At 43.2% G+C, this 25,591-nt stretch carries 21 protein-coding genes; 11 read left to right on the top strand and 10 right to left on the bottom strand.

The annotated features are described in order from the left end of the window. Entirely contained in the window at nucleotides 1–831 is an 831-nt protein-coding gene (locus tag AC20OE_RS17330; protein ID WP_372556189.1) for a YitT family protein, read from the bottom strand. Between the two features lie 335 nt (nucleotides 832–1,166). On the opposite strand from AC20OE_RS17330, the gene mmuM reads away from it, so the two are divergent. The 3 genes from mmuM (at nucleotide 1,167) to AC20OE_RS17345 (ending at nucleotide 4,290) form a co-directional block, all read left to right on the top strand. After that, nucleotides 1,167–2,105 (top strand): homocysteine S-methyltransferase, encoded by a 939-nt coding sequence (gene mmuM, locus AC20OE_RS17335; RefSeq protein ID WP_059374550.1) that lies wholly within the window; start codon nucleotides 1,167–1,169, stop codon nucleotides 2,103–2,105. Nucleotides 2,106–2,143: 38 nt separating this feature from the next. Continuing rightward, nucleotides 2,144–3,547: an S-methylmethionine permease gene (mmuP, locus tag AC20OE_RS17340; RefSeq protein ID WP_059374532.1), complete on the top strand. Its 1,404-nt coding sequence runs from the start codon at nucleotides 2,144–2,146 to the stop codon at nucleotides 3,545–3,547. A gap of 122 nt (nucleotides 3,548–3,669) precedes the next feature. Then, nucleotides 3,670–4,290 (top strand): hypothetical protein, encoded by a 621-nt coding sequence (locus AC20OE_RS17345; protein ID WP_039176173.1) that lies wholly within the window; start codon nucleotides 3,670–3,672, stop codon nucleotides 4,288–4,290. Nucleotides 4,291–4,598: 308 nt separating this feature from the next. Here the strand turns inward: AC20OE_RS17345 and AC20OE_RS17350 are convergent, their stop codons facing one another. Both AC20OE_RS17350 and AC20OE_RS17355 read right to left on the bottom strand, forming a co-directional pair. After that, nucleotides 4,599–5,081, bottom strand: a complete 483-nt coding sequence (locus tag AC20OE_RS17350; protein WP_058837247.1) for an Ig-like domain-containing protein — start codon at nucleotides 5,079–5,081, stop codon at nucleotides 4,599–4,601. A 108-nt stretch (nucleotides 5,082–5,189) separates the two neighbouring features. Continuing rightward, complete coding sequence (locus tag AC20OE_RS17355; RefSeq protein ID WP_487269050.1) at nucleotides 5,190–7,856, bottom strand: S8 family peptidase; 2,667 nt, start codon at nucleotides 7,854–7,856, stop codon at nucleotides 5,190–5,192. A 242-nt stretch (nucleotides 7,857–8,098) separates the two neighbouring features. Here AC20OE_RS17355 and AC20OE_RS17360 point away from each other — a divergent pair, with 242 nt between their 5' ends. Genes AC20OE_RS17360 through AC20OE_RS17385 form a run of 6 tightly spaced genes read left to right on the top strand, consistent with a single transcriptional unit; the run spans nucleotide 8,099 to nucleotide 15,586 of the window. Beyond that, complete coding sequence (locus tag AC20OE_RS17360; protein ID WP_064498759.1) at nucleotides 8,099–8,557, top strand: PTS sugar transporter subunit IIA; 459 nt, start codon at nucleotides 8,099–8,101, stop codon at nucleotides 8,555–8,557. Next, complete coding sequence (locus AC20OE_RS17365) at nucleotides 8,554–8,883, top strand: PTS fructose transporter subunit IIB (RefSeq protein WP_007498438.1); 330 nt, start codon at nucleotides 8,554–8,556, stop codon at nucleotides 8,881–8,883. The genes AC20OE_RS17360 and AC20OE_RS17365 overlap by 4 nt, the downstream gene beginning before the upstream one ends. A gap of 35 nt (nucleotides 8,884–8,918) precedes the next feature. Further along, nucleotides 8,919–10,037, top strand: coding sequence for a PTS fructose transporter subunit IIC (locus AC20OE_RS17370; RefSeq protein WP_106025735.1), 1,119 nt, complete (start codon nucleotides 8,919–8,921; stop codon nucleotides 10,035–10,037). A 28-nt stretch (nucleotides 10,038–10,065) separates the two neighbouring features. Then, nucleotides 10,066–12,729, top strand: coding sequence for a mannosylglycerate hydrolase (gene mngB, locus AC20OE_RS17375; RefSeq protein WP_427369621.1), 2,664 nt, complete (start codon nucleotides 10,066–10,068; stop codon nucleotides 12,727–12,729). Nucleotides 12,730–12,785: 56 nt separating this feature from the next. Next, on the top strand, nucleotides 12,786–13,670 hold the full coding sequence (locus tag AC20OE_RS17380; RefSeq protein WP_487269051.1) for an ROK family protein: 885 nt from the start codon (nucleotides 12,786–12,788) through the stop codon (nucleotides 13,668–13,670). Then, on the top strand, nucleotides 13,667–15,586 hold the full coding sequence (locus AC20OE_RS17385) for a BglG family transcription antiterminator (RefSeq protein WP_487269052.1): 1,920 nt from the start codon (nucleotides 13,667–13,669) through the stop codon (nucleotides 15,584–15,586). The genes AC20OE_RS17380 and AC20OE_RS17385 overlap by 4 nt, the downstream gene beginning before the upstream one ends. A gap of 62 nt (nucleotides 15,587–15,648) precedes the next feature. Here the strand turns inward: AC20OE_RS17385 and arr are convergent, their stop codons facing one another. The 5 genes from arr to licT all read right to left on the bottom strand — a co-directional run bounded on the left by arr (nucleotide 15,649) and on the right by licT (nucleotide 20,913). Beyond that, complete coding sequence (gene arr, locus AC20OE_RS17390; protein WP_024424404.1) at nucleotides 15,649–16,065, bottom strand: NAD(+)--rifampin ADP-ribosyltransferase; 417 nt, start codon at nucleotides 16,063–16,065, stop codon at nucleotides 15,649–15,651. A gap of 110 nt (nucleotides 16,066–16,175) precedes the next feature. After that, nucleotides 16,176–16,388 carry a hypothetical protein gene (locus AC20OE_RS17395; protein WP_487269053.1) on the bottom strand — a complete coding sequence of 71 codons (213 nt, stop codon included), beginning with the start codon at nucleotides 16,386–16,388 and terminating at the stop codon, nucleotides 16,176–16,178. A 152-nt stretch (nucleotides 16,389–16,540) separates the two neighbouring features. Further along, nucleotides 16,541–17,962 carry a glycoside hydrolase family 1 protein gene (locus AC20OE_RS17400; protein WP_039176157.1) on the bottom strand — a complete coding sequence of 474 codons (1,422 nt, stop codon included), beginning with the start codon at nucleotides 17,960–17,962 and terminating at the stop codon, nucleotides 16,541–16,543. 19 nt (nucleotides 17,963–17,981) lie between these two features. Then, nucleotides 17,982–19,841: a beta-glucoside-specific PTS transporter subunit IIABC gene (locus AC20OE_RS17405; RefSeq protein ID WP_338593854.1), complete on the bottom strand. Its 1,860-nt coding sequence runs from the start codon at nucleotides 19,839–19,841 to the stop codon at nucleotides 17,982–17,984. Between the two features lie 235 nt (nucleotides 19,842–20,076). Next, the gene (gene licT / locus AC20OE_RS17410) at nucleotides 20,077–20,913 is read right to left on the bottom strand and encodes a BglG family transcription antiterminator LicT (protein ID WP_048238207.1); all 837 of its coding nucleotides are present in this window, start codon (nucleotides 20,911–20,913) and stop codon (nucleotides 20,077–20,079) included. A 186-nt stretch (nucleotides 20,914–21,099) separates the two neighbouring features. Between licT and AC20OE_RS17415 the strand changes: the two genes are divergently transcribed. Next, entirely contained in the window at nucleotides 21,100–21,300 is a 201-nt protein-coding gene (locus AC20OE_RS17415; RefSeq protein WP_487269054.1) for a hypothetical protein, read from the top strand. Between the two features lie 35 nt (nucleotides 21,301–21,335). On the opposite strand, the gene aimA is transcribed toward AC20OE_RS17415, so the two are convergent. Together aimA and trhO are read right to left on the bottom strand one after the other, a co-directional pair. Beyond that, nucleotides 21,336–22,955, bottom strand: coding sequence for a glutamate/serine transporter AimA (aimA, locus tag AC20OE_RS17420; protein WP_041088830.1), 1,620 nt, complete (start codon nucleotides 22,953–22,955; stop codon nucleotides 21,336–21,338). Between the two features lie 342 nt (nucleotides 22,956–23,297). Further along, the gene (trhO, locus tag AC20OE_RS17425; protein ID WP_039176148.1) at nucleotides 23,298–24,266 is read right to left on the bottom strand and encodes an oxygen-dependent tRNA uridine(34) hydroxylase TrhO; all 969 of its coding nucleotides are present in this window, start codon (nucleotides 24,264–24,266) and stop codon (nucleotides 23,298–23,300) included. Nucleotides 24,267–24,461: 195 nt separating this feature from the next. Here trhO and AC20OE_RS17430 point away from each other — a divergent pair, with 195 nt between their 5' ends. After that, a complete protein-coding gene (locus tag AC20OE_RS17430) occupies nucleotides 24,462–25,559 on the top strand; it encodes an iron-containing alcohol dehydrogenase family protein (protein ID WP_487269055.1) in 1,098 nt (365 codons plus the stop codon). Nucleotides 25,560–25,591 lie beyond the last annotated feature (32 nt).

A 25,591-nucleotide genomic window follows, 5' to 3' on the forward strand; every position in this document is an offset into this window, starting at 1 on the left:
TTATATATTTACAAATCCTTCTCCGAACACATCGCGCACGTCATGGACAACAACAAATGCGTCTCGATCAATTTTCTTAATAATTTTCTTGAGGCGCATGAGCTCTTGCTTTTGAATGACTGCGTAAAGAATTTCCTTCGATTCCTTTGAATAATGTCCTCGTCCGTTTAAAATTGTTACGCCTCGGTCCAGGGTGTGATTGATTTCTTCCGCAATATCATCTTTGCATGAAGAAATAATCGTCACTGCCTTTTTCGTGTTAAGTCCTTCTATCACGAAGTCCATCACCTTTGTCGCCACGTACAGCATCACAATGGTAAACATTAATTTTTCCGCACCAATAATAAAGTAGGAAGCAAATACAACGATCAGATCAAAGAACAAGATGGCATAGCTCACGTTCCAGTCTAAATACTTGTTGGCAATTCTTCCGAGAATAGCAGAGCCCGCCGTTGTTCCGCCTGCTCTTAGTACTAGACCAATCCCAATACCGATGATAATTCCTGCAAAAATCGCTCCAATGATCAATTCATGAACATTCACGACCCATGTTGTGGTCAAGTGTAAAAATAGAGAGTTACTTGCGACGGCAACCACCGTATAAATCGTGGTCTTCTTGTCCAAGTATTTATATCCCACAAGTAATAAGATCGTATTCAACACAAGGTTCGTCAGCCACGGTGCAATCTCAAACAAATAATAAAAAATAATGGACAGCCCAGTTACGCCGCCTTCACCAAATTCAAGCGGAATGACAAACATGTTCACTGCTGCGGCAAATAAAAAAGAACCAACTAAAATCATCGCTATATCTTTTACACATTTTTTCAATTCTTCTTTCCTCCTTTTTTAAGCATATAAAAAACCCTCTTTCTGCACGAAAGAAGACAGTCGTTGGACAACATAAAAATCAAAAGACGGCGCCTTTTGATGAAGCTTTCTGAAATCAATCTTTCCATAATATATATCTCTTTTTAGAGGCTGTCAATGACTTGGTTTTCTATTATTTTGACTGCATTTTTATGCATCAAAACCCGCATGTTTTCAGGGTTTTCGCGCCCTAATATGCTTTTTCCTCTCCTTGACAAAAACGCTTTAGTCATTTAAACTACTGCCTCATATCATACCCATCAAATCCGATCTAAAAAGGAGGCTGTTTGATTCCGATGAATCCTATTCAAAGCCGTTTACAGGCTCACGCACCTTTGATTTTAGACGGTGCATTAGCAACAGAGCTTGAACGAAAGGGCTGTAACTTAAATGACAGTTTATGGTCAGCCAAAATACTTATTGAACAGCCACAATTGATTCAGCAAGTACACTTGGACTACTTCCAAGCAGGTGCTGACTGTGCCACAACCGCCAGCTACCAAACAACGATTGAAGGCTTTGCTGAAAAAGGCTATACAAAAGAAGAAGCGCTTGAACTCATGAAACGATCTGTCACTTTAGCGAAAGAGGCACGCGATCTTTTTTGGCAGGATGAAGCGCGTCGTGAAGGGCGGACAAAACCCTTTGTCGCTGGATCTGTGGGGCCATTCGGCGCTTATTTGTCTGATGGTTCAGAATATAAGGGAAATTACGGACTCTCTGAGCAGGCTCTCATTAATTTTCACAGACCAAGAATTCAGGCATTAGTAGAAGCGGGAGCAGATATTCTTGCATGTGAAACGATTCCTTGTTTGATTGAAGCAACAGCCATCGCAAAGCTGCTGCGGGATGAATTCAGCGGGGTATCTGCTTGGATCACATTCAGCGCAAAGGATGGCCTGCACATTAGTGAAGGTGACTCCATACGGGAATGTGTACAGGCACTTGAACCTTATGAACAAATCGCTGCTGTCGGCGTGAACTGTACGCCGCCGCAATTTATCACTTCTCTCATTCAAGAAATGAAAAAAGGAACAAGCAAACCGATTGTGGTGTATCCAAACTCAGGTGAAGTATATGATCCTGAAGAAAAGATTTGGAGCGGTGATACGTCACATCTTACTTTTGGCGAATGTGCGTATCAATGGTACAAAGACGGCGCGCATATCATCGGCGGCTGCTGCCGCACGACTCCAGAAGATATCAATAACATCTTAAAACGAACCACATCATGAATCATCACACATACTTCTAAGCAAAAGGGCGGGAAGACATGGAACAAGCAAAAGATCAGTCACAACAATATCAACGAAAAATGACGAGCCGGCACCTGTTCATGCTTTCTCTAGGCGGCGTCATTGGGACAGGGCTCTTTTTAAGCTCTGGGTATACCATTAATCAGGCCGGACCTGCGGGAACCATTCTTGCCTATCTTGTGGGGGCATTAATTGTCTACCTCGTGATGCTTTGTTTAGGTGAGCTGTCTGTCGCTATGCCGGTCACAGGGGCTTTTCATACGTACGCAACAAAATACATTGGACCTGGTACAGGCTATACGGTCGCTTGGCTATACTGGCTGACATGGACAGTGGCACTCGGTTCGGAATTTACAGCGGCAGGATTATTAATGCAGCGCTGGTTTCCAGACACTTCGGTTTGGATGTGGAGTGGTGTTTTTGCTCTTCTCATCTTTTTACTGAATGCATTTACAGTCAAATTTTTTGCAGAATCAGAGTTTTGGTTTTCCAGTATTAAAGTGATGGCTATTATTCTCTTTATTATTCTTGGCGGAGCTGCAATGTTTGGTTTGATTCCATTAAAGGGCGGTGAGGCCGCTCCGTTCTTTTCTAATTTCACAGGCGAAGGCGGACTTTTCCCAAACGGCTTTTTACCGATTTTAATGACGATGCTTGCTGTCAATTTTGCTTTTTCAGGGACGGAGTTGATTGGGATTGCTGCGGGTGAAAGCGTCAATCCTGACGAGACCATCCCAAGAGCCATTCGCACAACTGTCCTGCGTCTCGTCCTGTTTTTCGTTGGAACGATCGTTGTTTTGGCTGGCTTGATTCCAGTAGAAGAAGCCGGGGTGATCAAAAGCCCATTTGTCGTGGTATTTGATCGTATCGGGATTCCTTATGCCGCAGATTTCATGAATTTTGTCATCCTGACCGCGATCTTATCTGCCGCAAACTCAGGATTATACGCGTCATCTCGTATGCTTTGGTCGCTTTCTGAAGAACGGACACTTCCTAAAAAACTGGCGAAACTGACATCAAAAGGAATTCCTTTGAATGCACTCATTTTAAGTATGATCGGTGGTATTCTTTCATTGCTATCGAGTGTGATCGCACCAGAAACGGTATACCTTGTTCTTGTGTCAATCTCCGGACTGGCCGTTGTGGTTGTATGGATGGGAATTGCTGCCTCACAGTTGATGTTTCGGAAAAGATTTTTACAGGAAGGCGGACAGCTTCATGATTTGTCCTTTCGAACCCCGCTCTATCCAGTGGTTCCGATTGCTGCCTTCCTCCTATGTCTTGCATCTGTCATTGGCATTGCCTTTGACCCAAATCAGCGGATTGCCCTCATCTGCGGCATTCCTTTCATTGCGCTCTGCTATGCTGCCTATTATGCGACAGCTTGGATTCAGAAAAAACGAGAAAAACCTGGTGTATAAACATCAGGTTTTTTCTATATAAAGCAGCTGACAAAAAAGGATATCACTAGTAAAAGAAGCACACTTTGGTATATGATAGGAATCTATGATTTTCAGGATGAACCAAGGGAGTTGTCGTGAATATGGAAATGACCATTACAAGAGCATTAAGTGAACTGAAAATGTTAGATAAAAGAATCAACCGAACTGTTGATGACGCCGTACTTGGCGGATTGATGATCGGGAAACATATACAGCACGGATTTCAGAATCAAGAAGAAGTTGAAAAAAAGGCGAAGGCTGATGATCAATCGATTCAAGCTTTAATCAAACGCCGGAATGCCATCAAATCTGCCATCGTTGTATCAAATGCAACCACAATGATTGATGTAGCAGGTGTCCGTATGACGGTGGCAGAGGCGATTGAACGTAAGACGTCGATAGACTACGATATTCGTTATTTACGGAAAATGAAACAAGTGTACAAAGAGCTGGTTGACAAAGCAGAACAAACGAATGAAGATGTGAAAAGGAGACTTGATCAGCATTTAGAAACCTTGTTTGGGAAAGATGGAAAGACACAAGCGGCTGCCAACCAAGAGATCGTGAAGTCTTTTCTAGCTGAAAATGAGGCAGTGATCATCGATCCGCTTCGCCTTCGAGTAAAAATTGAACAGCTTTCGAAAGAAATTGAAGATTTCCAAATGGAAGTTGATTTTTCCTTGTCTGAAAGCAATACACTGACGAAAATACAGATCGATTAATTGATTTTGTTAGTGAGCCGAAAATTGATAGAACTAAACACCTCCGAGGGAAAGGTCATTCCCTCCTCATCTGATGATCATCTTAGGATGATCCTTGATAAAAGCTCAAAGCTGAACGTTCAAGGATCAAAGTTCAAGTGTAAAAGTTCTTATCCATCAAAGCTTAAGATTAAAAGTTAAACGCTCGATCGAATCTGGGAGTAACGGCTGATGAGTGTTTGTTTATCGACTCTTTCGGTTGCCGCCCAGCAGGTTTGCTAACAAAAAGAAAAGGATGTCACCTGATGACATCCTTTTTTTCTATGAGATTAGTAACGTGATGTATACGCCAAATGGTACACACTTGTGACATTTGAAGATAGTTTGATGTCGTTTGACGTGAACGTCACTGGAACGATATCGTAGTAATGTGTTGACCAGCCTGCATTATTGTATGATTGGTAGCCTGCACCTGCAGGAACTTGAAACGTGAGTGAAAACTGTCCATTCTCGTCTGTTGTGCCTGTCGCTGTTTGAGCATATGATTTGATTGCTGCTTCAAAATAAAGCTGGATCGGCTGATTAGGCATGAGGTTTCCGCTTGCATCTTTTAGTGTCCCTTTAAACGTAGCTGGATAATAAGATCCCACGCGATATTTACTGCCATAGCCGTAATTCACTATCCCACTATCGGCCGCTGTGACACTTGTTACTTGTACGGATGCTGGTACTGCACCTGTTTCTTCAGCATGTGCAAAGCTTGGGAATACGAGAAGCAATGATAGAAAGAAAGCAAACATGATTTTTTTCATCGATAAATCCTCCTTTTATTTCCTACTATATTACTATCGACAGGAATTGGTATTTTTCCAGTATAAAACAAAAGAACTTCCCTTTTTTTAGAAAGGGAAGTTCTTCTTTTATTTTTTTACAACCACTTTTACTGCTTTGCTTTCTCTTTTTCTCACATCTGAAGCAGTCACATACAAAACCGTTTTGGCTTTTTGTGGTTTTATTTGAGCAGTAAATGCGCCCTTGCCATTGGTTTTGACTGTTTTGATAACTTTCTTTGATTTGTTTTTCACTTTAATGGTCAAGCCTGCACCCGCAGTCCCTTTGACCGCTTTACTTTTGACTGTTACTTTGTTCACTTTCGGCTTAGCTGGTGCTTTGCCTTTTTTCACGACGGTTTTGAGCGTCGTTGCGGCCTTTCCTTTTGAAATTTTAATGTGAAGGACCTTGTTTTTGTTCTGATGTTTAATCTTCACACTAAAGGTTCCTTTTTTGCCTGCTGTGCCTTTTCCGAGCAGGGTTTTTCCTCTATACACAGAAATAGCAGCGCCAGCTTTTGCTTTACCTGTCACCTTTTGATGCTGATCCTCCACTTTGCTCACAGATGCATTCAATTCGACAGCACTTAATGCAGCAAATGCATTCAGTCTGCCGTGTCCTGTCATCCAATCAACACCTGGAATTTTCGGATCAACAATTGGTTCATCGTTTTCATCATAGAAAACGTCGTCTTTTCCATCAATAGATTTAAATGAGATGTCATCTGCTGTATTTTGCAAAAGATTTCTCACTTGATTTGGCTTCAAGGATGGATTTTTAGAAAGTAGTAATCCTGCTGCTGCTGCCACATATGGTGTCGCCATTGATGTCCCGCTAAGGTATGAGACGTTCCCATCAGGCATTAAGCTCGGAATATCAGAACCTGGTGCTGACATGCTCAGTCCTTTGCCATAACTTGAGAACTCAGCGGCAATATCCATACGGTTGCTTGCGCCAACCGCCATTGCGTATTTTGACGTCGCAGGGTAGCCCATTTCTGGTACGCCATCATTTCCACTTGCCACGACGACTAGTACATTTCTTTGTGTAGCATAATTCATTGCATATTCAATCACTCTGCTGTAGTAGCCGCCAAGGCTCATGTTGATCACCTTCGCGCCTTTGTCCACTGCATGCTTGATGCCAAGTGCAATATGCTCTGTATCTCCAAATCCATAAGCATCCAGCACCTTCACTGGAATGATGCCCGTATGTTGGTTGAGACCAGCCATTGAGTAATGGTTATCGGATTTTGCGGCAATGATGCCAGCCACATGCGTACCGTGTCCATTGTCATCAATCGCATCTTTGTTTCGCCCAATGAGATTCGCACCTAAGTCTGTACGAACAGTCCCGCTTAAATCTGTCAAACGGCTGTCTACACCTGTATCCACAACAGCAATTAATGTTTGCTTCATTTTGCTTGTGCCAATCAGTGTATTCATTTGTTCAAATTTGACGTCAGCGCCTTTTTTTCCGCTATTTTGCGCACTGTTTTTCAGCGGCCACTGATAACCATACTGCGCGTCGTTGCTTAGCGCGCGATACGTTTGAACAGGCTCTGCAAATTCAACATTCGGCATGCTGGAAAGCTTTCTTGCCGTGCTCTTGATCGCCGCTTTGCCTGCTTTTAGTGTCTTTCCAGCTGATTCTTGCCCTGCTGGTACATCATAGACATACATGCCTTTGAATAAAGGACTGACTGACTGTGATGTCACACGATTTTCTTGGATACCGTAGCTTTTCATCTTCTTTTTCGCAGATTGAAGTGTTTGGCCATCCTTTAATTTAAAAATGATCTTATTCGTTTTAACCTTCTCTTCTTTTACAAGCTTTTGTTTCTCTAATACATAACCAGCTGATTTTCCTTCAAGCTGATCAATGCCAATTTTTTGACTGACAGCTTCTAATTCCTTTTTTAAATAAGCCGGACTTGCTTCTTTGAGCATGTCAAAAAGGGAGCGGATCGCCTGCTGTTCTTTTTCTGTTACGATATGGCCGCTAAATGCACCATTTTTCTCTACGTCACTTAGCAGTGTTTTTAATGTGAGCAGATGATTGTATACCTTTTGCTGCTCTTTTTGATGTTTGATGAGCTTCGATTTGAGAAACGGTTTTGTTTTTTGGAGCAGACGCGAAAGCTTTTGACCTTCTGCTGTTTCATTAAATCGTTTATCTTCGATTGTACGAATCGATTGAAGAATTTCACGCCCGTACTTTTTCTCAATAATGATGATTTCAGGCTCATCTTCTTCAGGGAAAACGGGTTCAGAAGGCGGAAGGTTAGCTCCTTTATATCCGATTGTATATGCTGCATCCTCTTCCTCATCACGGCTGTCTTCCTCTGACCCTAAATAAAGCACTTTGACATAATAGGGACCTGACCATGCATGCGGGAAGTTGATCTCTGTTTCTCCGCTTGCTGTGTCCACGCGATACCTTGAATAGGTGTCATCCTTCATCGCTCTGTCCTTACTTGGATAGACCGATACGGACAGCACTTGTTTACTTTTCACAGAAATTTGCATGTGTGTATGTTTTGCCACCTCTTGTGCAGATGGCGTGATTTGATACCATGACTCTTCCTTTTCATTCTGTAATGTACCTGAGATGACTTCACCATTTTTTAACCCAATGGCTTCATTGACACTTGTTCCATGACTAGCAGCTGCTGCCTCGTATCCAGGTAATGCTGCCATACATAGAATAACGGCCATGAGTACGACCACACAGGATTTGACCTGCTTTTTGAACATGAAAAGACCCCCTTATCTTTTATGATACCTTGGAAGAATATCACAGATATACATTTAGTAGAATCTGTTTTTTATATAATTAAACTCGTTTTAAGCTAGGATTTGAGATATTCAGTCAGCAAGACGGATAGCTTCATAAACTTTTTGCCATTTCAAACGGAAAATGATGCTATTTAACCATGCTGAAAAGTACATTACAATCAACTTGTAAGCGCTTAACAAACAAGAGAGAAGGGATCAGCTTGTTCCAAAAAGATCATGTTTTCACACAAGTAAACGGACGATCAAAGAATGAGATTTTACAATACATTTCCGAGAAAGCTGAAGACCTTCAGATTACAAACGATCAGCCGGGGCTATTAGCAGATTTGTTGACACGCGAAGACGAAGTCTCAACAGGACTTCAACAAGGCTTCGCCATTCCACATACAAAAAGCTCCGCTGTACAAACGGCTTCACTTCTTTTTTTAGAACTTGAACAACCCATTGAATGGGGAAGCTTCGATGATTTGCCCACAAGCTATTTATTTACACTGCTCGTTCCACTAGAAGAAGCAAATGTCACACATCTGAAACTACTGTCAGGTATTGCGACAAGCCTAATGGAACCTGCTTTTATCGAAAAGATTCAACCAGGTCAAACAGCTGATTACTATTACGAAGTCATTGAACAACAATTGAAAGAGGGGATTACACAATGAAAATTGTCGGTGTCACTTCATGTCCAGCAGGGTTAGCTCATACTCCAATGGCAGCCAAAGCGTTAGAAAATGCGGGTAAACAACTCGGACACGAGATCAAAATCGAACAGCAAGGGATTATGGGACAGGTGAACGGCATTACAGCAGAGGAAGCAAAGCAGGCAGACCTCTGCATCATTGCCTCAAATCAGCATATCAACGATGCAGAACGCTTCTCAGGCATTCCCACTGTACGTGTCGAAATCGGACGTGCCTTAAAAAATGCTGAACAAATTATCACCAAAGCCGTAGCACTTGTAGAAAAGAAAAAGTCTGAATCTCAATAAACATGAGCAATGCCATATAGAAAGGAGCAAAGAAAATGAAAGCAAAATTAAAAGTCATTGAAGGCCATCTCATGACCGGTATTTCTTATATTCTTCCTGTAATCATCGGTGCTTCACTTATCGTTGGTTTAGCAAAATTGGTCGGGTTAGGGTTTGGTGTTTCAGATTTAAACACCTATAAGGATGCTGGCGGCATACTGCACGGTGCCTATTTAATGGAGCAGGTTGGCTGGACAGGCATTGGCTTAATGAACGTTCTGCTCGCTGGATTTATCGCCTATTCCATTGCAGATAAATCAGGTCTTGCGGCTGGTTTTATCGGCGGTGCCCTTGCCAGCTCAACAAATGCCGGATTTATAGGTGCCGTCATTGCAGGCTTCTTCGCAGGATATGTTGCTCTTTTTGTGAAAAGAAAAATTCAAATTCAAGGCTCTGCAGCTGGGCTCGTCCCTCTGCTCATCCTGCCGCTTATTACCGTTGGCTTAACCGGACTTCTTATGTCAGTTCTTCTAGGCGGACCATTAGGCGCTTTGAACACGGCATTAATTGAATGGATCAAAGGCATGGTCGCTGATGGAACAAGCACACTCGCGCTCGCTCTCATTTTAGGTGCGATGATTGGCTTCGATCTTGGCGGACCGGTGAATAAATCCGCATGGATGGCTGGTAACGCGCTCTTCCTATCAGGCGTCTACCTCCCTGCCATTCTTGTCAATATTGCGATTGTCATTCCACCGCTTGGATACGGGCTTGCGACATTGATTCGAAAACGCAACTTCTCTCCAACCTTTAGAGAAGCCGGACGAGGCGGACTTGTTATGGGCATTATCGGTATTACGGAAGGGGCGATCCCTTTTACCCTCGTCAATCCTTTGAAATTGATTCCGCTCAATGTTGTCGCATGTGCTATTGGAAGCGGGGTCGCTGCATTATTAGGAGTTCATGACATCATGCCGCCAATTGGCGGGCTATACGGCTTCTTCTCAGTCGGAAACTGGTGGGCTTATTTAATCGGAGCCCTTACTGGCGCACTCGTCATCGGTATTGGCGCCAACCTGCTTGTGAATTTCTCTGAGAAAAAAGAGCCAAAAACGCCAGAACATGATCAGAAGCAGAAAGAAGAAGACGATTTTGACCTTGTGCTAGAAGGATAATTTGAACGAAGAAAGGTGTCGTTGATCAATGACTGTCAATGTACATGTGATTCCACATACTCACTGGGACCGGGAATGGTATTTCACCACCTCCCGCTCCCGTATCTACTTAATGAAAAGCGTAATGGACATTTTAGATACCCTTGAAACAGATGAAAGGTTCCATTACTTCATGCTCGATGCCCAGGCTTCCTTATTAGATGATTATTTAAAATGGCGTCCAGAGGATGAGAATCGAATCAAGAAGCTCGTCACAGCGAAACGTCTCATCATCGGCCCATGGTATACCCAAACCGACCAGCTCGTCATTTCAGGTGAATCGATTGTGCGGAACCTGCAATATGGGATTGAACGCTGTCAGCAGTTCGGCCACGTGATGAAAGTCGGCTATGTCCCTGATTCCTTCGGTCAATCCGCACAAATGCCTCAAATTTATCGCGGCTTCGGCATTGTCGATACAGCATTTTGGCGCGGCGTTTCTGACCATATGACGAATCATACTGAATTCAATTGGCGCGGCGCTGACGGCAGTGAAGTCTTTGCTGTGAACCTGCCATTTGGCTACTACTACGGCGGGAATATTCCTGAGAAGGATGAGGACTTACAAGCCTTTTTATCTGAAAAAATCGGTGCGCTGCAAGCAAAGGCAACCACAAAGAATGTCTATTTCCCAAATGGCTTTGACCAGGCACCGATTCGTAAAAATCTGCCTGACTTATTAGAAAAAGCCAATGGGCTTAACGAGCATCACTATCAAATCAGTAGTTTAGAAGATTATATTGCAGCCGTGAAAAAAGAGCGGACATCTTTTGAGACGTTACAGGGAGAGCTTATTCACGCGAAGCATATGCGGATTCACAAATCTATTTTTTCAACACGAGCGGATTTAAAAATCTTAAACAATCAAATCGAAAACTATCTCGTGAATGTGATGGAGCCTATCCTAACGATCAGCTATTCGCTTGGACACGACTATCCGCATGATACGGTTCGCGATATTTGGTACCTCATGTTTGAAAATGCAGCGCATGACAGCATTGGCGGCTGTAATAGTGACACGACAAACCAAGATGTCTTCTTCCGCTACAAGCAGGCAAAGGAAATCGCTGAGAATCTTGTAGACTTGCACATGCGTCTCATCACTATTCGACTGCAAACAGAGCAGGAAATCACGTTCACTTTATTCAATACAATGCCTTCAACGCGCTCTGAAGTCATTGAAGTCGAAACGTTTATCACGGAACGTCCTTTTACGCTAAAGGATGCAAATGGACGAACGCTTCAGTACACAGTGAAAAGCAAAACCGATGTCACAGATTATGTGCTGGCACAGCAAATTTCTCTTAACCCAAGTAAAGAAGTGTACATGCCAAAGCAAGTATGGAAAGCCGTGCTGCTGATTGAAGCCATCGACTTACCGTCAGTAGGCTATACACAAGTGAGCATGGTCTTCGATGAATCAAGCGAATCTGTGTGGGAACAAACAGAAGGACGCGTGATCGAAAATAAGCACTACCGCATTGCGGCAAATGACAACGGATCACTGAACATCACAGACAAACAAACAGGCAAGACCTTCTCTGAGCAAATGATCTTTGAAGACAACGGAGACGATGGGGATTCTTACAACTATTCACCACCGCGTGAGGATCTGTATGTGTCATCAAAAGATCTTTCATCAGCGGACATCTCAGTGTCTAAAAGCGGTCTGCAAGACGAGCTGACCATCAAGCTTCAGCTCACTGTCCCTTATGACCTAGAGGCGCGCTCTAAGCAATCGGCTGCGACATCACTTCCGATCACAGCGAAGGTGGCATTAAACAAAGACGAGGCTATCATCCGTTTTCATGTAGATGTCGATAACCATGCATTGGATCATCGCCTTCGTGTTCTTTTTGATACAGGCATCGCATCAAACGTATCACTAAGCGATCAACAATTTGGTACAATCGAACGCCCAACAGAGCTCACGCAAGAGCTTGAATGGTGGAACAATGAACATTGGGAAGAAAAACCGATCACCATTGAACCGATGCAATCCTTTGTCGCACTTCGTGATGAAGCATATGGTGCCGCTCTGTTGACCGACTGCGTGAGAGAATACCAAATCACAGGAGAAGGTTACACAACGATTGCGTATACGCTCTTCCGCTGTTTCGGAAAAATGGGGAAAGAAAATCTCCTTTATCGTCCAGGACGCGCATCTGGGGAAAAAATTGTGGAGACACCTGACGCTCAGCTGCAAGGTGCACTGTCATTCTCATTTGGTATGCACTATAGCAAGGATGCAGTCAGCGAGGGACACTTAGCGCAGCTTGCCAAACGGTATACCACCCCTGTTCAATGCTACGAGCGGGCAGATTTTTTAAACGGTCGTTTAATTTTCTCTTTCCGAGATGAAAAAGAAGACTTACAATCTACTTATAGCCTGCTTGACATCGAGACAGATGGAGCCATTCTAAGCGCTCTGAAAAAAGAAGAGCATGGAACAGGCATTGTCATTCGTCTCTTCAATCCATATTTAACGCGTCAAACAGCCGCTTCAATCAATAGTTCATCTCTACAACACGGAGAAACAGCGAATTTAGGAGAAACACCTGAAGGACAGATACTCAAAGCACAACATGGATCATTACACATTGAACCGCTTACACCTTGTCAGGTACAAACCTACATTGTAAAGAAAAAATGAACATGTAGGGGCGGGATCCATTGGATTCCGCCCCTCTTTAATGGAGGGCATTGATCATGCGAATTGGAGGCATTGAAGCAGGCGGAACGAAATTTGTCTGCGGCTACGGAACAACAGACGGAACGATTGAACACATGACTTCCTTTGCAACAGGGAATCCAGATGAAACATGCCGGCAAGTGATCGATTACTTTACAAAGAATCGTGTTGATGCAATTGGAATTGGGGCATTCGGTCCTGTCGATGTGAAAGAGCAAAGCCCAAGCTATGGGACGATTTTAGACACACCAAAAACAGCCTGGCGCCAATTTCCTTTCCTCTCTACCTTAAAACAAGCCCTCGGGATCCCGATGAAGCTTGATACCGATGTGAACTGTGCAGCACTCGGGGAAGCTCGTTTTTCAACTGAAGCAGAAAAACCTGCCTCCTTGGTCTATATTACTGTTGGGACTGGAATAGGCGGAGGTGCCTATATTGAACATCGCCTTATTCACGGATTGCTGCATCCAGAAATGGGTCATATCACCGTTCAGCGGCACCCTCATGACACATACGGAGGCTGCTGCCCTATACATCATGATTGTTTAGAGGGACTGGCATCTGGACCTGCCATAGAAGGACGCTATCATACACTGGCACCCATGCTGCCAGAGGATCATCCTGCCTGGTCACTTCATGCTTACTATCTCGGGCAGATGACTGCTAACCTGCTGCTCACCCTTTCACCAGAACGCATCATTTTAGGTGGAGGCGTGATGAAACAGCCAGCTATGCTGCCACTTATTCTTGATGAAACAGACAAGCGGCTTCGCGGCTATTTGCAGCTGCCAAAGCCTTTACATGAAATTATCACAAAACCATCCTTTGATGGATTATCTGGTTTAATGGGCGCCATCGCTCTTGGTACGGATGCCTTACAGACGCAAGGAGCCGCGCAATGATGATGACGGCAGATCCTCGAACCTATCAGCTGATTCAGCGGCTATTTGAAACGAAGGGGTTCGTGAAGCTGGAGGAGCTCACTGCCTCTTTTCGCTTATCTGACCGCTCTATCCGCAATTTAATCAAGGAAGCAAATGAGTATTTAAAGGAAGCTGGAGCCATGATTAAAACGATTCGCGGAAAGGGATATACTCTTTTAACGAGTGACCAAGACGCTTTTTTACTTTGGCTTCATCAACAAAAACTTCCTGCTCGCTCTCTTGTCCCCGTCATGCCAGAAGAGCGTGTACGATTTATGATGAGAAAGCTGCTGCTTCAATCAGATTACTTAAAAATTGACCAGCTGGCTGAAGAACTGTTTATCAGCCGCATGACGGTCAGCAGTGATTTGAAAAAAGGACGAGAGATGTTAGCCCGTTACGGCATGACCCTTGTATCAAAGCCTGGATTTGGTTTAAAGATTGAAGGAGACGAGCTGCAAAAAAGAACGTGCTATGCAGACTTACTTCTTGAAGAAGAGCCTGCTCTCTCTCATATCACTGAGCGGGAGCAGCTCCATTTTCCTGATATATCTCTTGAAACCATTCGATCTATTGTGTTGACAAACCTGCATCAAGAGTCATTGCTCATTAAAGACATTGCCTTAAAAAATTTAGTCATTCACTTAGCCATTGCGATTCAGCAAACACGAAAAAACCAGCGGGTATCCGCTAGTACTGTCCGCACACAAAGATCACCAGTTTTAATGAGAATTGCACAAAAAATCATACAGCAGGTGAGTGACACTTTTTATGTGACCCTATCAGAGGATGAAACAGATTACTTAGTCATGCATCTATTGGCAAATCAAACGTGGAAAGAAGCCGCCCAGCATCAAACGACAGTGGAAGTTCAACAGGCGGTTACAGTCTTTCTACAGCACATTGAAAAAACAAGCGGCCATCGTTTTGCTGATGACAGCATTCTGCAGCAAGACTTGATGCTTCATATGAAGCCGCTATTAAATCGAATCCAATATGGCGTATCCTTACAAAATCCGCTTTTGCATGAGATCAAAGCGTCCTATCCTTACCCGTTTGATTTGGCTGTCAGCGGACTCAATACCTTACAGCTGGTGCGTACACCAAATGAAGACGAGGCCGCATATGTTGCCTTGCATATCGCTGCTTCATTTGAAAGAAGTCAGCTCGACGCCTCGCAAAAAAAGAAAGCCATTATCGTGTGCGGGTCTGGACTAGGGACGGCAAGGCTCCTTGAAATTAAATTGAAGTCAGCCTTTCAGCACGAGCTTGACATCGTTGAGCTCTATTCCTATCAGGATTATCTCATGAGCTCCTCTTTGCCTTGTGACGTCATCATCACAACTGTTCCACTCACATCAAAGGGGAAACCAGTCATTCAGGTCAGTGCCTTTTTTGAACAGCATGATATACAGCGTGTGAATGAAGTCATTCATTTATTAAATGGACACGGGGCACCCTCAAAAGAGCTGATGGCATTTTTTCAAGAGCGATTGACTTTAATGAATGCTGACCTAAGCAGCAAGGATGAGGTATTAGATATATTATGCAGCCGTTTGGAGGCGCATCAGCTAGTATCGTCTTCTTTTCGGTCCTCGGTGCTTGAGCGGGAGCAAATGTCGTCTACCTATCTTGGCAGCGGTATTGCAATGCCGCATCCGCTCATCACAAATGAAGGGACTTCCTCTGTAGCCATCGCACACTTAAAACAACCGATTGACTGGCAGGGAGACCAAGTATCAATTGTCTTTTTACTAGCGATTCATAAGGATGACGCTGCCTGCATGAACCAATTCTTTGAACAGGCCGTCGATTTACTAGACAACCCAGACCGCATTCGCGCCCTCAAGCAAGCCAAAACATTTGATGAGCTGATGGATGCGTTGTTCCAATAAGATCAAATAAAAGGCCGCCCAGTTCATGAGGCGGCCTTTGTGTTATTTAAATATACGTAACATCAATCGTAGATGACATTTTTTCCTTCTTCACTTAATTTTTTTAAGGAGCTTAGCATATGATTGATTTCTTCATCGGAATGTCTTTCCCATGAACCTAATTCTGCGACTATTTTCAACGGAGATTTCGATCGATAAGAACGTGTTGGGTTGCCGGGAAATCTTTTGTCCGTCACATTTGGATCATTTTCAAACTCGCCTAACGGTTCTACAATATAAATTCTTTCTTTCGCATCAGACCTGGCTAACTCAGCACCCCATTTGGCTGCGTTTAGTGTTCCGGTGAAATAAATATGGTTCGATTTTTTATCCTGATAATTGGATAAATGCAGCGGTTCAAGCAGATCCCCAATCTTCAATTCTGCCTTTGTCCCATGAAAAAACGGCCCAGGATCTAACACCTTTTGCTTGTCATTCATACAGCCACACCCCTTATCATTTTGACTTGCGTATAACAGTATACGGCTAGATATGGGCGAGAAACAGTCTATAAATTTCATTAAATTCGGGGTATAATGATAGTAGAGAGTTAGATGTGAACGGACATAAATACTGTAAATAAAGATGGAAATTTCGCATTCACACCAACAATGAAGAAAACAAGAATACCTTCCACAGCTGAAAGAGTCACAATCACTCCATGGTTCATTGGATATTCCTTCGCAATTAATTTCTGTCCTATATAATTCAAACCATAAAAAATGAAAAACAATAGGAAGAACATATAAAGAATCGTCATCATATAAACAACCCCTTTCTTATAATGGATATTTAACCAATTTTTACAATATATCATCAGACTATCATTTTAGAACAACTCGAACAATATGATCTTGCCAATAAAGTGAACAAAAAAAGCCAGCCACCCGCATAAGGTGATTGGCTTTTTTATCGTTACTTCCCGATGTTGTCTCCATTTTGTTGAATCAAGGTTTCATACCAATAAGAGCTCTTTTTGCGGATTCTTTTGAGGTCTTTTAGGTCAAATTCGTCGCGGTTTACGTAGATGAACCCGTAGCGCTTGGAGCATCCTTGGTGTGTGCTGATTAAGTCGATGGCTGACCACGGGCAATATCCGAATACCTCGACGCCGTCTGTGATTGCCCATTTGATTTGTTCAATATGCTTCTCTAAATAATCAATTCGATAATCATCCTGAATCGATCCATCTTCTTCTAGCTTGTCGAACGCACCCAATCCGTTTTCTGTGATAATAAGCGGCAGTTGATAACGGTCGTAAATCTCACGCATCGTTGAACGGAAGCCGACAGGGTCAATCTCCCAGCCAAAGGCATTTTTACTTAAGAACGGGTTGTTGCCTCCTTTGTAGACACCATCTTCACCGGATTTCAAATGCTGATCTCCGCCGCGTGCAAATTCGTCGTTGCCATCTCCTTTACTCGCTTCAACCGTTTGAGAGGTATAGTAGTTAAAGGCAATAAAGTCTGGTTTCGCGCTTTTCAAAATATCCATATCTCCCTCTTCGATGACAGGAAGAATGTCTTTTTCTTTCATGTACGCCCAAGCAAGGTTGTTATAACGGCCGAACACAGCCATATCAAGATAAAGCCAGTTGCGGATCGCATTGTAATTCGCCGCAGCAAGCACATCCTCAGGCTTTGGAGAAGCCGGATAAATGAGCGCGATGTTTGGCGCTGGTCCAATTTTCGCTTCAGGCAGCATTTGATGACAAAGCGTCATAGCTTTTGCCTGTGCAACGAGCATATGATGATTCTGCTGATACAGTTCTTTTTTTGGATTTTCTAAATTCGGATCAAGTGTACCAAGCGCTGATCCATGTAAGATCATCATGTTTTGTTCATTGATGGTCAGCCAGTATTTCACCTTCTGACCATACTCCTTGAATAGCACCTCTGCATAGCGTTCAAACGCATCCACTGTCCCGCGGTTAGACCACCCGCCCTTTACTTGAAGCGCATGAGGCAGATCAAAATGATACATGGTCACGATTGGTTCAATGTCATAGCGGCGCAATTCATCGATGAGTGAATGATAGAATTCAATCCCCTTTTGATTGATCTCCCCATCTCCATCTGGAATGATCCGTGTCCATGCAATGGAAAAGCGATAAGCCTTCAAGCCCATTTCTGCAAACATCTTCACGTCCTCTTTATAGCGGTGATAGTGATCGCTTGCGACTTTAAAATCCGTTGTGCCTTCAGGATAACTGGCTCTCATGTCAATGACAGAAGGCCCTTTGCCATCCTCATTCCACGCACCTTCTACTTGATAGGCGGAAGTCGATCCGCCCCAGAAAAAGTCCTTTGGAAATGGTGCTAGTGTTGAATATCTCATAATTTCTTCCTCCTCATAATTAAACTAGATGTAAAAATGACTGTCCCGGAGCAATTTGCTTCTCCTCTGTTTCAATAATATCGCTAAACTCACCGGAATTGGTAATAATCACTGGTGTTGTGACTAACAAACCGGCTGCTTGGATAGCTTCAATATCAAACTCAGCAAGCAGTTCACCTTCTGTTACGGTTTGCCCCTGAGTAACCTTCGGGGTAAAATGCTTTCCGCCTAATTGCACAGTATCCAGTCCAATGTGAATGAGTACTTCTGCTCCGCTTTCAGAAGTTAGACCATACGCATGTCCAGTTGGGAACACCGTTGTCACAACTCCTGATACTGGTGCAAACAGCTTTCCTTCTGATGGAATGATGGCTGCGCCCTTTCCTAGTGCACCAGATGAGAATGCTTTATCCTGCACTTCCTCCAGCTTGATGACCTCACCTTTTAAAGGACTTTTCACATGAGCTGCTTTGACCCCATGTTCGTTTTCAATTGCCGGTGCAGGAGCGGCTGCCGGCGTTTCATCTTCCTCTACCGGATCTTTAAATCCAATCAAATAGGTTAGGATGATAGAAAGGACGAACGAGACCGAGATTCCGATGATGAACCCTGTAAAGCCTTGACCGTAGAAAATCGGAAGTGTCAGTAAACTTGGAAGACCTGACGCAATCGCAATACTTTGTGAATAACCGATGATCGCACCGCCGACTCCGGCAGAGATAACAGCTGCAATAAATGGTTTTTTCAAACGTAGCGTGACCCCGTATACAGCTGGCTCTGTGATCCCAAACACGGCAGAAACTGCTGTTGATCCAGCCAAGGATTTCAGCTTTTTATTCTTTGTTTTCAGCATAACACCAATAGAAGCACCGGCTTGTGAGAAGACAGCTGGCGCAGTAGCCGGCTTGATATGATCTTTCCCATGGACTGCGATATTATTTAAAATCACTGGCACAAGTCCCCAATGAATACCGAAGATGACAAGAATCTGCCAAGCCATCGCAATTAAAGCACCTGCAAGTGTAGGACTAAAGGAGAATACTTTTAGTAAAACAGCTGCGATGCCGTTCCCTGCATACACACCAAATGGTCCGAATACGATGAGTGTCAGCGGAACAACCGTGACAAGTAAAATGAGTGGTGTAATAAAGTTTTTGACACTTTCATGAATGACTTTGTTAAAGAAACGTTCGATATATCCCATGACAAACACTGCCAAAATGATTGGGATGACCGTAGATGTATAAGACATTAAGACGACTGGAATTCCGAAGAAGGTCACATCTCCGCCGCCTTTTGACAATTCTTGAATAGTTGGGTAAATCAGTGCACCTGCAATCGTCACAGCGACAAACGGATTCGCTTTAAACTTCCTAGCAGAAGTGAATGCGAGCAATAATGGCAGGAAGTAGAACAAGCTGTCAGACGCAGCAAATAAAATTTGATACGACGTATCTTCAGGAGATAACCATTTCGCATTGATACAAATACCTAATAGACCTTTTAAAATACCTGCACCCGCCATGACACCGAGAAGTGGTGTGAAAATCCCCGATACAATGTCGACGAATTTTCCGAAAAGGCTTGTGCTCTCTTCACCTGATTTTGCAGAGGAAGCAGAGGAATCCTCTAATAGATTCGTAAACTCTCCAATTTCTCGATAAACCTCTGGTACGGTATTACCAATGACCACTTGAAATTGGCCGCCGCTTTCCATGACTGTGACGACACCATTTAACTTTTCAATGGCCGCTTTATCTGCTTTTGATCTGTCATTTAAAGTGAAGCGAAGTCTTGTGGCGCAATGCACCAATGAATGAACGTTTTTCTCTGTGCCAATGTGCTTGATAATGTCTTCTGCTAATTGACGATGACTCATACAAAAACCCCCTTTTTTTGAAAAAAATACGTTTTTGGGCAAAATAAAAACCTAAACGGGCACCAAAAATAGTCGCAGCTTGCTGTTGCGCTTTTTTAGTGAACGTTTAGGTTTTGCCTGCCGAACAGTCACAATCCTCTAAGACGATCATTGTGAAACCGTATTCTTTTATGTTTATGAGCAAATAGTACCACTCACCTTTTCTCATGTCAACGCTTTCTTTTAAAATCTATCATTATTTTTCTCGTTTGATCAGTCGATTCAAATGAATTGATAGATACAGCATCTCCTCTGATGTGAGATCTCGGTGATAGGTTTGATAGACATATTCTGCGATTTTCTTTGCGCAATCGTATGCTTTCGGATATTTCACTTTGATCAGCTGATATAAGTCCTGATCTTCGCTGACAAGCAGTGTTTCATTAATCAGACGCTGGACGAAAAAGCGCAAATGCGTGAGAAAACGATAAAAGTTGAGTGAGTCTTCATCAAATTCCATGTTGAGATGATATTTCACAATGGTGAGAATAGCATTGACTTCCTTTGTAATATTGACCGTCGTATTCATATCCTCATTGAGCTCTGCGTTAATGATATGCATCGCAATAAAACCTGCTTCATCCTCAGGCAGTTCAATATGAAGACGCTCTTCAATCATCTCAAGACAGTCCTTTGCCACAAGAAATTCATCTTTGTATAAGCGTTTAATCTCCCAAATAAGCGAATTCTCAATCAGATGATTTTTCTTCAACCGTTCGATGGCGTAATGAATATGGTCTGCCAGCGATACATGCAGACTTTCATTTAATCTTCGGTTCAGCTTTGTATGTGCATATTGGATCATTTCCTCCGTCACCTTGACCACATCATACGGAACCTCTTGAAGCAGCATTTTCATCCGCTCGTGAACGGAATGATCCTCTAGGCGGAAGACTTTATCAATTAACGCTTCGTCCACCGGGTCGCCGGGACGTCGCTTGAAAGCAATGCCTCTGCCCATGACGACGATTTCTTTCCCTTGTTCATCTATGACACTAATGACATTATTGTTTAGAACCTTTTGAATCTGCATTTCCAAACACCTCCGTCTATCACCAACAACTTTACTCAAAATATGCTCTCATCTTAACACAACTGTCAAATCACTTGGTGTTTTTATCTGACTTTTGCAATATAATTCATAAATTATTCTACCTCATCATTACTGGTCTGATCGTGCATCAGCCTGCATACATTACTCCAGAGGAGGTGTCCTTCTATGAAGGCTTTTTTCTGGTCTGCATCATTTTTATTCTTTCTCATGTTCTCACTCATCATTCTAGGCATCGTGTTCTGGCTGAGTGGACAAGGCTTAGGTCAGCTTTGGAGATATGTGCTCATTTCACTTGTCACAGCTGCCGTTTTGCGCGGCGTCATCACTTGGCTGAAGCAGCATGTGATGCATCATTCATCCAAATAAAAACGGCTGCCCGCAATGTTCAGGCAGCCGTTTCTTTATTCTTTGGTTGCCGCAGCTTCTTTCTGAGAAGCACGCAGCTCATCATTAATTTTTTTCGCATCTTCTAAAAATTCTGTTTCATATCCACTTTTGAGTGCCCACATATAAAATAGCAGAGCAACCACTGTAATCAGTGCCATGTCCCAGCCATAATGAATGACGTTATAACCCCCGAATTTGTCACTGCCAAGGCAAGAAATCGTCATCATCACAAGCAAGTACACAACCATCCAAGCACCCGCTTTAAAGTTGCGGCCGAAGCCTTTCCACTTCGCTTTTGCTTGATAGTAAAAATAGATAGGGAGACCGATGAGAATAATGAACAGCACCTGACCTGTTAACGGCCATCTTGCCCAATACAGCGTCAATGAGGCAAAGACAAAACCGAGAGGAGCAATGATGCTGAGTCCTTTTATTCGAAGCGGTCGATATAAATCTGTCCCTGTCTTTCTCAGCGTCATGACGGTCACTGGTCCAGTCAAATAAGAAATGAGCGTTGCGACAGAGATAATTTCAGCAAGCACACCCCAGCCTCTAAATAAAAACAGAAAGATAAACGATACGGCTAAGTTAAAAAACATTGCTGGACGAGGCACGCCGTAAATAGGGTGCAGGCGGCCAAGCACACTTGGCATGTATTTGTTTTTTTCCATTCCATAAATCATACGAGACGTCGTTGCGGTATACGTAATGCCTGTACCAGAAGGTGACACAAATGCATCCGCATATAAAATCAGAACAAGCCAGTTAATCCCAAGTGCAATGGCAAGGTCCGCAAATGGCGAGTTGAAATTCAAATGGCCCCATCCATTCACAATCATAGATGGATCAACAGCACCGATAAAGGCGACTTGTAAAAGGACATAAATCACAGTTGCAATGAAAATCGATCCGACAATGGCGATTGGAATCGACCGGCCTGGATTTTTTGCCTCACCGGCCATATTAATCGGGCTTTGGAAGCCATTGAAGGCAAACACAATCCCTGATGTCGCAACTGCCGTCAGCACACTCGCCCAGCCGTTAGGAGCAATACTTGTTCCAGAAGTAAAATTCTCACTATGAAAACCTACGAATAAGAGCGCACCAATTGTTAATCCTGGAATGACAATTTTAAACACGGTAATGAATGTATTTGCTTTTGAAAATAACCCAACTGTCCAATAATTCAGCAGAAAGTAAATCACAAGAAGCACACTGGCAACCATAAGCCCTTCTGTCGTCAACACCCCTTTTGTAACCAAATGGGTTGTCCACTTTGCCCACTCCCAAGGCCATGAGCTCATGTACTGGACAGAAGCAACCGCCTCAACAGGAATGACAGAAACAATGGCGATCCAGTTCGCCCAAGCTGCAATAAACCCAATAAAAGATCCGTGTGAATATTGCGTATATTTCACCATTCCGCCTGCCTCTGGAAACATCGATCCGAGTTCACTATAAGACAAAGCGATAAATAAAATCACAACCATCCCAATCAGCCAGGATAAAATAGCAGCAGGGCCGGCGATTTGAGCCGCACGCCAAGCACCGAAGAGCCATCCTGAACCAATGATTGAGCCAAGACCTACCATCATTAAAGCGAAAGTTCCCATCCTACGATGCAAATGATTCATGTTCATAACACCTTTCGATTAAAATACAGAGCATGTGTCAAGCAAGCATCTCTCTTTCAAAGCAGCTCACTTTTCATTTTACTGGCAAATATTTCTTCTAATGAACCTTTATCCTTGTTCATTTTTTCGCCTGTTATATTATCTCTCAATTCTTCATTTTCTGAAATAGTCGAACATGCTTATTTCAAAAGAAAGCGCTTTTTCAACTATTCAATCTATTAGACTGAATAACTACCTTTACCCTTATTTTGAAAAAAACAAAACAAAAAAGATAGAGGAAATGACTTCCTCTCCCTTCTAAACCCCGCCATGTATAGAAAAAAAGGATAGAGGGGGTTCCCTCTATCCTTGTGAAATCGCTTGTTCTTTTTCAATGACAGCTAGTCTTTCTTGAACTTCCTCTTCAGATAAATTGTGCTGTTTCACATACAGGTTCCGTTCGCTTGTGCGGCATTCATGACTGCAGCTGCGCATATACTTATGCTCACTCTCTTCAGTGGCAATCATCTTGCGGTTACATGCAGGGTTCGCACAGTTCACATAACGCTCGCAAGGCTCACCAGTGAAGAAATCTTTTCCGACAACCACATGCTCTGTTTGATTCACTGGTACTGTTAAGCGATTATCAAACACATAGCATTGACCGTCCCATAGCTTTCCTTGTACTTCTGGGTCCTTTCCGTAAGTGACAATTCCGCCGTCAAGCTGAGAGACATCTTCAAAGCCTTCACGCTTTAACCAGCCGGAGAATTTCTCACAGCGTACGCCGCCTGTGCAATAAGTCAGGATTTTTTTCCCTTCAAGAATCTCTTTATTATCACGAATCCACTCAGGTAATTCACGGAATGTCTCAATATCAGGACGGACTGCCCCTCTGAAGTGACCCACATCAAACTCGTAATCATTACGTGCATCAATCACAACAGTATCAGGTGATTGCATTTGCTCGTAAAATTCGACCGGGCTAAGATGTTTCCCCGTTAATTCTAACGGATTCACGTCATCCTCAAGGCTAAGGTTCACTAGTTCATTCCGATGGCGGACGTGCATTTTCTTAAATGCATGACCATCTGCTTCGTCAATTTTGATCGGCATAGACGCAAAGCGCGGATCTTCTTTTAACGCTTGCATGTACTTGTCCGTTTGCTCAATGGTTCCAGAAACCGTTCCGTTCAAGCCTTCTGCTGACACGAGGATACGGCCTAACAAACCAAGCTCCTTACAGAATGCTAAATGCTCTGCTGTAAACGTCTCTGGATCCTCAATGGGGACATATTGATAGTAAAGTAAAACGCGATATTGTTTTTCCATCTATATAAACACCTCTTAAATTTAATCAAAACATACCATTCTTTATCATACAGGAAATACATACCTAAAGGCAATGTCGGCGGCTTAATTCCATAAAACGGAAGGGTCTTTCTTCTCATATTTATTTGACAGAACTTTCTGTAAAATGAGATGATTTATGAATAATATGATGTAGTAAAGGAGCAATGATGATCCATGATCCAGCCAGAGGATATTGTCAGAAGCGGTCCTAACCAATTTATTTCTCAAAAGGGAATATATCATGAACTAGATTCCATTGTATCTGCTTTTCAGTCACCTGCTGTGGTGACAGGATATGATTCATACCAAGCTTTTTCACAATACACAAAGCTGCCGACCGAGTGGCCTGTCATTCAGCACAAAGGATACAGTTCACCCAATGCGGTCACACGGATCGCAGAAGAGCTTAACGGATCAGATGTGATTATTGGCATCGGAGGCGGAACGATTTTAGATACCGCCAAATCAGTTGCAGACGCTCTTCAAATCGAAGTTATCATGGTACCAACGATTCCCGGCACTTGTGCTGCCTCTACACCACTCAGCGTCATTTATGATGATAAGGGCAATTTCATGAGAGTCGATTATCATAAACGATCCAGCTACCTCACCGTAATTGACCATACTTTTTTGCTTTCCTCTCCTCTTTCCTACCTTCAAAGCGGAATTGGTGATACGCTGGCAAAATGGTATGAAGCGGAAGCGATTATTCGTAACACAAAAGGCGCTTTGCCGCTCATGGTGCATGCTGCACTAAAGCAGGCGGTATATGTTAGAGACATTCTTCTTTCTCATAGTGAAGAAGCGGTGAACAGCTTAAAAACAGGTCAGTTTTCACAAGCATTTGCAGATGTGACAGATACGATTATTACGTTAGCCGGAACAGTCGGAGGCTATGGGGGACGTTATGGAAGAATGGCAGGAGCCCATGCCATTCATAATGGATTGACATTTATTGAAGAAACGCATCATGTGTTACATGGACAAAAAGTGGCTTATGGCATCCTTGTCCAGCTTGCCGCAGAAAACCGAATGTCCGAGGTAGAGGAATTACTTGAACTCTACCAAACACTTGGATTACCTAAAAATATGCGCGATCTTGGTATTACAACTCAGCTGGACGAGGCGGCACTTACAGTGGCAAACCATGCTGCACGTAAAAATGAAACCTTTTGTTTGATTGGAGACTATGATAAAGAAAAGATTATCGACGCCATTCAAATCATTGAGACCTTTCAACCTCAAAAAATGTCTACACATGAAGGCAAATAAAAAAGCACAGGCATCGCACCTGTGCTTTTCTT

The organism is Bacillus sp. SRI_025 (genome assembly GCF_057592095.1).